The sequence below is a fragment of the Citrobacter sp. genome (genome assembly GCF_050252275.1).
Lineage (GTDB): Bacteria > Pseudomonadota > Gammaproteobacteria > Enterobacterales > Enterobacteriaceae > Citrobacter_A > Citrobacter_A amalonaticus.
Window position 1 is genome coordinate 1 of sequence record NZ_JBFWLF010000217.1, and the last position, 7982, is coordinate 7982.

The 7982-nt window shown below is 54.4% G+C and carries 8 protein-coding genes and 1 pseudogene; 4 read left to right on the top strand and 5 right to left on the bottom strand.

The genetic code is table 11. From position 1 onward, the window contains the following. Both cydB and AB7E14_RS16875 read left to right on the top strand, forming a co-directional pair. The coding region (cydB, locus tag AB7E14_RS16870) for a cytochrome d ubiquinol oxidase subunit II (protein ID WP_428169700.1) at nt 1–947 on the top strand (947 nt) is incomplete at its 5' end. Beyond that, nucleotides 947–1075 carry a DUF2474 domain-containing protein gene (locus tag AB7E14_RS16875; protein ID WP_072200620.1) on the top strand — a complete coding sequence of 43 codons (129 nt, stop codon included), beginning with the start codon at nt 947–949 and terminating at the stop codon, nt 1073–1075. The genes cydB and AB7E14_RS16875, both read left to right, overlap by 1 nt. A 39-nt stretch (nt 1076–1114) precedes the next feature. On the opposite strand, the gene AB7E14_RS16880 is transcribed toward AB7E14_RS16875, so the two are convergent. Both AB7E14_RS16880 and AB7E14_RS16885 read right to left on the bottom strand, forming a co-directional pair. Beyond that, nucleotides 1115–3076 (bottom strand): peptidase U32 family protein, encoded by a 1962-nt coding sequence (locus AB7E14_RS16880; RefSeq protein ID WP_316961679.1) that lies wholly within the window; start codon nt 3074–3076, stop codon nt 1115–1117. A 78-nt stretch (nt 3077–3154) separates the two neighbouring features. Beyond that, a complete protein-coding gene (locus AB7E14_RS16885) occupies nt 3155–3691 on the bottom strand; it encodes a helix-turn-helix domain-containing protein (protein ID WP_043000641.1) in 537 nt (178 codons plus the stop codon). Between the two features lie 91 nt (nt 3692–3782). Here AB7E14_RS16885 and AB7E14_RS16890 point away from each other — a divergent pair, with 91 nt between their 5' ends. Continuing rightward, nucleotides 3783–4949, top strand: a complete 1167-nt coding sequence (locus AB7E14_RS16890) for a benzoate/H(+) symporter BenE family transporter (protein ID WP_058588100.1) — start codon at nt 3783–3785, stop codon at nt 4947–4949. Here the strand turns inward: AB7E14_RS16890 and AB7E14_RS16895 are convergent. Next, nucleotides 4926–5801, bottom strand: a complete 876-nt coding sequence (locus AB7E14_RS16895; protein WP_043000639.1) for a helix-turn-helix domain-containing protein — start codon at nt 5799–5801, stop codon at nt 4926–4928. The two genes, AB7E14_RS16890 and AB7E14_RS16895, sit on opposite strands and share 24 nt — an antisense overlap. A 171-nt stretch (nt 5802–5972) precedes the next feature. Here AB7E14_RS16895 and AB7E14_RS16900 point away from each other — a divergent pair, with 171 nt between their 5' ends. Next, nucleotides 5973–6866, top strand: a complete 894-nt coding sequence (locus tag AB7E14_RS16900; protein WP_316961680.1) for a DMT family transporter — start codon at nt 5973–5975, stop codon at nt 6864–6866. Nucleotides 6867–6899: 33 nt separating this feature from the next. On the opposite strand, the gene AB7E14_RS16905 is transcribed toward AB7E14_RS16900, so the two are convergent. Together AB7E14_RS16905 and AB7E14_RS16910 are read right to left on the bottom strand one after the other, a co-directional pair. Then, nucleotides 6900–7568 (bottom strand): DUF3313 domain-containing protein, encoded by a 669-nt coding sequence (locus AB7E14_RS16905; protein WP_043000637.1) that lies wholly within the window; start codon nt 7566–7568, stop codon nt 6900–6902. 156 nt (nt 7569–7724) lie between these two features. Next, a pseudogene (locus tag AB7E14_RS16910) lies at nt 7725–7982 on the bottom strand (tellurite resistance methyltransferase TehB); the annotation flags it as partial.

Sequence of the window (7982 nt, forward strand, 5' to 3'; positions counted from 1 at the left end):
TGATGGATGGATTCGATTTGGGTATTGGCATTTTATTTCCTGTCATTCGCGACGCTGACGATCGCGATGTGATGGTTAACAGCGTCGCTCCGGTCTGGGACGGTAATGAAACCTGGCTGGTCCTCGGCGGAGCGGGATTATTTGGCGCGTTTCCGCTGGCCTATGCGGTGATTATTGACGCGCTGACGATCCCGCTGACGCTGATGCTTATCGGGCTGATTTTTCGCGGTGTCGCCTTTGAATTTCGCTTCAAAGCCACGCCAGCGCATCGCCCGTTCTGGGATAAAGCTTTTCTCTGCGGTTCGATTCTCGCGACGTTCACTCAGGGCGTGGTGGTGGGTGCGGTGATTAATGGTTTTGCCGTCACCGGGCGTCGTTTCAGCGGCGGGCCGTTTGACTGGCTCACCCCTTTCACCCTGTTCTGCGGCGCGGGACTGGTGGTCACTTACGCCCTGTTGGGCGCCACCTGGCTGGTAATGAAAAGTGAAAATCCGTTGCAGGATAAAATGCGAGACGTGGCGAAAAAGTTACTGCTGTTGATGCTGCTGGTGATTGCGATGATCAGCCTGTGGACGCCGCTGGCACACCCGGTGATAGCGGAACGCTGGTTTAGCCTGCCGAATCTGTGGTTCCTGCTGCCGGTTCCGCTACTGGTCGCGGTGATTAGCATCTGGCTATGGCGAACGCTTCATCAACCGCACCGCCACGCGCTGCCCTTTGTGTTGACTCTCGGGCTGATTTTCCTCGGCTTTAGCGGACTCGGGATCAGCATCTGGCCGCATATCATTCCACCATCCATTACGCTCTGGCAGGCAGCCGCACCCGCGCAGAGTCAGGGTTTCATGCTGGTCGGTGCGTTACTGATCATCCCTGTTATTCTGGTTTACACCTTCTGGAGTTATTACGTGTTTCGCGGCAAAGTTCAACATGGCGAGGGGTATCACTGATGCAACACTCTCTCTGGAAACGCCTGATGTGGCTGGTCATTTTGTGGGGCGGCAGCGTGCTGGCACTGGCCGCCGTAGGGATGTTCTTTCGCCTGATCATGACGGCGGCAGGATTTAAATCACATTAATGGGGCGCCGGATAGCGCTATGCGTATCCGGCAGCTTTGTTAGCCTTTACGCTTCGGCAGCGTTTTCATCAGCTCTTCCGGGCTGACGGAAGCCACCACGCTGCCAGGCAGCGGCATCTTCAGAATGTGATTTTTGATTTTACCAATCACATGCATTTCGCACGGACGGCAGTCAAATTTAAGCGTTAGCACCTCATCGCCGTTCACCAGTTGCATCGGCGTCGCCTTCCAGCTTTTGATATTGCCTTTCGCCTGCTTCGGACACAGATTAAAGGCAAAGCGCAGGCAGTGTTTGGTGATCATCACCGGCACCTCGCCCTTTTCTTCATGCGCTTCATAGGCCGCATCAATCAACTGCACGCCATAACGATGGTAAAACGCCCGCGCCTTATGGTTGTAAACATTGGCCAGAAAACTCAGGTGTGATTGCGGATAAACCGGCGCAGGCTCGGACACCGGCTTGCGAACGCCGCGCTGGTAGCTTGCAAGGCGCGCGGCATCCAGCATCTCTACCGCTTCCCGGCGGAACGCATTAAGCAGGCTGTTCGGCACAAACAGCGCGCCGGGCAAATTCACTGCGATATCGCGGGCGTAATAGATTGTCTGCCCCAGTTTTGCCAGTCCGTCCTTCAGCCCGTTCAGCGCTTTTTCCGCGTTGTTGGCCTCATCAAACTGTCCATCCAGCGTATGGGTGATACTGACGCCCTCTTCGCTGGTCAGCGTCAGGATCAGTTGTTCCTGCCAGCCGCCCAACTCAATATCCACCGCCACCCGACGCTCGCTCGAGGTTTTGGTTAACGCCTGCTGCCAGTTATGGTCAAGATTGCGGTTCAGCGGATGGTGTGGACGCAATTTATGCAGTTCGGCAGGCATTTCGTTCGGCCAGACGCGATAGCGATTTTGTCCGGTTTTTTCCACCGTATTGGCACGAAAGCCGACAACATCACGTTTGATCAGGACATTAAGGCCATCGCCGTTCGCCAGCGGCTCGCTGACCTCAACGTCCAGATGATCTTTCGCCACGTTCAGCACTTCACCCACCGGCAGGCCGATAAACTTCGGCGAATCAAAAGCGCCGATATCCCCTTTGCGCGCATTCACAAAGTAGTCGGTGCTGCCGCGATGAAAGGTTTTGTCCGTTGACGGGGTAAAGAAATGTTCCGTGCGTCCGGCGGAAGCCCGCGCCAGGTCACCGCGATCCTCAATGATGGCATCCAGCATCTGCCGATAGTGCGCGGTAATGTTCTTCACGTAACTCATGTCTTTGTAACGCCCTTCAATCTTGAAGGAACGCACACCGGCGTCGACCAGCGCGCCAAGGTTAGCGGTCTGATCGTTATCTTTCATCGACAGCAGGTGTTTTTCATACGACACCACCCGTCCCTGATCGTCCTTCAGGGTATATGGCAGACGGCACGCCTGCGAGCAGTCGCCACGGTTGGCGCTACGCCCCGTTTGCGCATGCGAGATATAACATTGCCCGGAATACGCCACGCACAGCGCCCCGTGGACAAAAAATTCGATGGTGGCATCGGTCGCCTGATGAATGGCTTGAATCTGCTCAAGACTCAGTTCACGCGCCAGCACGATCTGCGTGAACCCCACGTCAGCGAGAAATTTGGCTTTCTCCACGCTGCGAATATCGCATTGGGTACTGGCATGCAGTTCGATCGGCGGAATGTCGAGTTCCAGAATCCCCATGTCCTGCACAATCAACGCATCCACGCCGGTCTGGTAGAGATCGGTAATCAGTCGCTGTGCGGGTTCCAGTTCATCGTCGTGAAGGATCGTGTTCAGCGTGACAAAGATTTTTGCGCCATAGCGATGGGCGAACGGCACCAGCTCCGCGATATCTTGCATGCTATTGCTGGCATTATGACGCGCCCCAAAACCGGGACCACCGATATAGACGGCGTCCGCACCATGTAAAATGGCTTCGCGGGCGATGGCGGTATCACGTGCCGGGCTTAACAATTCAAGGCGATGTGGAGACGGGCGCATAGCGTTGTTTTTATCCAGTAGCAGCAAAATGGCGGCTATTGTAGTCAGAAGCGCCGCTTTGCGAAATAGTTTTCCCGCTTAACTGCGCGGGTAATGGATGAGCGAATGAAAGTGCACGGTCTGTTCGCTACTGTTGCGATAAGCATGGGCGCTATCGCCGGCAAAACGAATGCCTTCTCCGGCCCTGATGACGCGCCATTGCTGGTCAATGCACATCTCCAGATCGCCTGCGATTACCACCACATGTTCAATCACGCCCGCTTCGTGCGGCGTGGATTCGCTGAGCGCACCGGGTGCCAACAAAATTGAAAAGTGATCAAAACACAGCACCGGATCCCACGGGAACAACGGCGTCACGACCATCGCCTGCTCTTGCGGATCAAACGTCGGCAGTGGCTCAGATTCCGGCGGCGAAATAAAGGTAGAGAACGGGACATTCAGCCCGGTGGCAATCTTCCATAACGTCGCCACCGTGGGACTGGACTCGTTGCGCTCAATTTGCCCGAGCATCGCTTTTGACACACCGGTGGCCTCGGCCAGGCGCGATAAACTCCACTCACGCTGTTTGCGCAATGTTTTCAAGGTGTTCGCCAGATAGTGTGTCAGGTTGTCCATTGATATCCTCCCAATACATCAGCTTACCACTTGTACGTTATAACGCCCAAATGCTAGATTAAATGACCGTTATAACGCACAAGGAATGCCTATGCGTTCATTTTCCCTCCCCTTACCCACGCTGCTTTCTGGCTTTGTCGCCGTACTGGTCGGCTATGCCAGTTCAGCGGCCATCATCTGGCAGGCCGCCGTGGCGGCGGGTGCCAGTACCGCGCAAATTGCCGGCTGGATGAGCGCTCTGGGCCTCGCGATGGGGGTCAGTACGTTGATCCTGACGTTCTGGTATCGTGCGCCTGTATTGACAGCATGGTCAACACCCGGTGCGGCGCTGTTGGTGACTGGACTCCAGGGACTGACGCTGCCGGAGGCGATTGGCGTGTTCATCATCGCCAACGCGCTGATCGTGTTGTGCGGCGTGACCGGATTATTCGCCCGCCTGATGCAGGTCATCCCCCATTCGCTGGCGGCAGCCATGCTGGCCGGGATTTTGCTCCGCTTTGGCCTGCAGGCATTTGCCAGTCTCAATGATCAGTTTCTGCTTTGTGGCGGCATGTTGTTGGCGTGGTTGATTCTGAAGCGTATTGCACCGCGCTATGCGGTGATTGCGGCGCTGATTGCGGGTGCGGTCATTGCGTTATTTGAAGGTGACATTGCCACCTCTTCGTTAGCGATGACCCCGGTGTTGCCCACGTTTATTGCCCCTCAGTTTTCGCTGGCCCACTGTCTGGGGATTGCCGTACCGCTCTTTCTGGTGACGATGGCGTCGCAGAATGCGCCCGGTGTGGCGACCATGAAAGCTGCGGGTTACGATGTCCCCGTCTCGCCCCTGATCATTGTCACCGGATTACTGGCGCTGCTGTTATCTCCTTTCGGCGTTTATTCCATCTGCATTGCCGCTATCACGGCGGCGATTTGCCAGAGTCCGGAGGCCCATCCGGATGCAGCAAAACGCTGGCTGGCCGCCGCTGCTGCTGGCGTGTTCTACCTGTTAGCCGGCGTTTTCGGCAGTTCCATTACCGGGATGTTGGCGGCGCTGCCGACGAGCGGTATTCAGATGCTGGCAGGACTGGCACTACTGGGGACGATTTCGGGTAGCCTGTATCAGGCGTTGAGTCATGAAAACGAACGTGATGCCACCGTGGTGACGTTTCTGGTCACCGCCAGCGGGCTGACGCTGTACGGAATTGGTTCGGCGTTCTGGGGGCTGATCGCGGGCGGGATCTGTTACACCGTCTTAAGGCTGGCGCGACGCGCGTAACTGCGAGGGCGTCTTCCCGGTCACCTGCTTGAAACGGTTACTGAAGTGACTTGGCGAACTGAATCCGCAGGCCAGCGCAATCTCCGTTAACGGACGCTGTGAGTGACAGACCAGTTGCTTTGCCACTGCCATCCGGCGCTGCATCACGTACTGATGCGGTGCCATTTTCATCGACTGGCGGAACATTCTGGCGAAATGAAATTCGCTCAGCGCAGCTTCATGCGCCAGATCGGCAAGCGTCAGTGGTTCTGCCAGATGGGCGTCGATATAAGCCAGCACATTACGCAGCGTCACCGGCGCAAGTCCACCCGTTACCGTCGGCAACCGCCACTGCACGTTGCTGTAGTGCTGAATAAGATGGGTCATCAGCAATGACGACGCGGCGCTGAGCGTCAGGTGATTCGCGGGCTGGTGCCAGTCGTTGCCCAGTAAAAACTGGCGGTAAACCGCTGTAATCCCTGGATCGTTGCCAAACGTCCGTTCATCCAGCGTAAAACGGTAAGGGCTTTTATCCCAGACTTTTTCCCCGACTTCACGCAAATGCGCGTCAGTGCAGTAAAGATGCACGAACGAGAGGTCGTCGCGGATATCCCAGGTAGATTCACTCTCTTTTGGCAACAGGCAAAACCGGTCCGGTCCGCCCCCATTTTTCCAGCCTGAGGCCGTTTTTTGATAGCTCTCGTAGCCATCTGCCACATACAGACTGAGCGTGTGATGATCGCAATACTGCGTGATGGTATCGCGCTTATTCGACCATGCAGCTAACTGAACGCCCGAGCGCAGCTCGACCGACTCGTGTAACACGGCATTGTGCTGACTCAACTTTTCAAAGGCATCGTAGGACCGGGTCATACCACCACATAAACACTGTTATTCAGGCATTCAGTCTATCGCAGGTCATTGCGGTTACCACCCGTCCGACGGAAAAAAGCGCAAGATTTTGCAAGTATCCCGCAAGCCGATGAAAGCGCATCGCCCGTGCAATCTGCAACAGTGAATTATTAGGTATGAAGGGAGAAAATAATGAACGCACTATTATATTGTCTGGTCGTGGTGATCTGGGGTACCACGTGGATCGCCATTTATTTACAGCAAGGTCCGGTTGCCGCACCCGTCTCGATTTTCTGGCGTTTTGCGGTGGCGACGGCGTTGATGATGTTGATTATGCAGATTCGTGGAAAGTTACGGACGCTGTCGTTACGTGACCATCTGTTTTGTCTGCTGCAAGGCAGTTGCGTTTTTTGCTTTAACTTCTGGTGTTTTTACACGGCGGCCGCCTGGATCAATACCGGACTGGAATCAGTTATCTTTTCCATGGCGGTGCTGTTTAACGCGGTGAATAGCTTCTTCTTCTTTGGGCAAAAACCTCCGCTGCGGTTTTACTGCGCCGCCGCGCTGGGACTGACGGGTATCGTCACCCTCTTCTGGCAGGATCTGATGAACAGCGGATTTAGCGGATCGCTGCTGCTGGGGATTGGTCTGAGCGCGCTGGGGACATTTGGTTTCTCTCTGGGAAATATGATCAGCCTGCGCCATCAGAAAAAAGGTCTGGAAGTGATGACTACTAACAGTTGGGCCATGCTGTACGGCACGCTGCTGATTGCAACGATTGCCCTTCTGCGCGGGGATAGCTTCACTCCGCAATGGACCTTCAGCTACATCGGCGCCCTGCTGTATCTGGCGGTTTTCGGATCGGTCATCGCCTTCGGTGCCTACTTTACGCTGGTAGGAAGAATTGGCGCGAGTAATGCCGCGTACAGCACATTGCTCTTTCCGCTGGTTGCGCTGTCATTTTCTACGGTTTATGAAGGTTATAGCTGGCAGGTGAATGCGGTAGCGGGACTGCTTCTGATTCTGGTGGGAAACCTGGTGATGTTTGCCCGTCCACCGGCGCTGTTGCGCCGCCGGACAGCATAAAGAAACGCGCCATCAAACGATGGCGCGTCACGATTATTTCTGGTTTACATCAAACATGGTGGCATCCGTCGCCATGTCATCAACCACTTGTTTCAGCGTCTCAAATGCCATCGGCGTATTCTGGTTATTCAGATCTTTGCCTTCACCCTGACGCACGACTTTAATCACCGGCTTATTGGTCGCCGCATCAATTAACTCGCCTTCAAAGTAGAGATGGGTGTCCATCGTGCGGTGACCGGTTGCCATTTGGGTACCGGCAACCACCAACGCCACAGGCACCACTTCATAGAACTGCAGCCCTTCTTTGCTGGTATCCACCCCGGTGATCGCCCCGCGGAAGATCAGGCTACGCGGCCCCGGCGTGGTCACCAGCGGTTTACGTTGACCAATAGAGGTCTTCATCTTTGTGTTGGTGTAGTTTAACAACTGATCCAGCACATTCTGTCCAACCTGTGTGGAAGGTTTCGGGACCGGATAATAGGTTATTGGGTTCCAGACGATGTTGTCATATTTGGTATCACTAAAGTTGGGATCAACCCAACGCAATACCGGATGCCCCGTAGCAGATTTTGTTTCCTTAAGACCTGAATAGTCTTTTAAAAACCCCGAGTATTTATCAGGCTGCGTCACTTTTGAGGCACAGCCTGATAACGCCAGTAAACCAGTAAGCACTGCAACTTTAAATAAAGTATGAGTACGCATGAAACGATCCCTTAGAATATGCAGATATGCAGTTGAAATAGTAGCAAAGGGAAATCATCTGCGTTGGATTAAAAATGGTAACCAAAGCACAATTTTTTCAGAGCGCCCATTTTTAAGAAAAATGCTGGGCGCAGAGGGGGTTAGCGGAACATCGACTTAGGCTGTTTTACGTGCCAGCAGCGTGGCAAAGCGCAGTTTAATTCGGTTACCGTTGGCGTCAGTACGATGCAATTCACCAACATCTTCATTATATTTCAGTAAATCCCAGCCTTCGTAATAACGACGAAGTTCTCCTTCTTTAAACGCAAAGGGGAAACCCACGGTGCACGGAAAATCAGCGGTATCCATGGCGGCAACAATCAGGTTATAACCGCCTGGTTTAGTGCAGCGCTGCATATTCTCGATTAAGCCTGG

What these genes read in the sequence shown, in the direction of transcription:
- AB7E14_RS16875 (WP_072200620.1), top strand. Translation starts at nt 947, where the DNA reads ATGCAACACTCTCTCTGGAAACGCCTGATGTGGCTGGTCATTTTGTGG.
- AB7E14_RS16880 (WP_316961679.1), bottom strand. Translation starts at nt 3,076, where the DNA reads ATGCGCCCGTCTCCACATCGCCTTGAATTGTTAAGCCCGGCACGTGAT.
- AB7E14_RS16885 (WP_043000641.1), bottom strand. Translation starts at nt 3,691, where the DNA reads ATGGACAACCTGACACACTATCTGGCGAACACCTTGAAAACATTGCGC.
- AB7E14_RS16890 (WP_058588100.1), top strand. Translation starts at nt 3,783, where the DNA reads ATGCGTTCATTTTCCCTCCCCTTACCCACGCTGCTTTCTGGCTTTGTC.
- AB7E14_RS16895 (WP_043000639.1), bottom strand. Translation starts at nt 5,801, where the DNA reads ATGACCCGGTCCTACGATGCCTTTGAAAAGTTGAGTCAGCACAATGCC.
- AB7E14_RS16900 (WP_316961680.1), top strand. Translation starts at nt 5,973, where the DNA reads ATGAACGCACTATTATATTGTCTGGTCGTGGTGATCTGGGGTACCACG.
- AB7E14_RS16905 (WP_043000637.1), bottom strand. Translation starts at nt 7,568, where the DNA reads ATGCGTACTCATACTTTATTTAAAGTTGCAGTGCTTACTGGTTTACTG.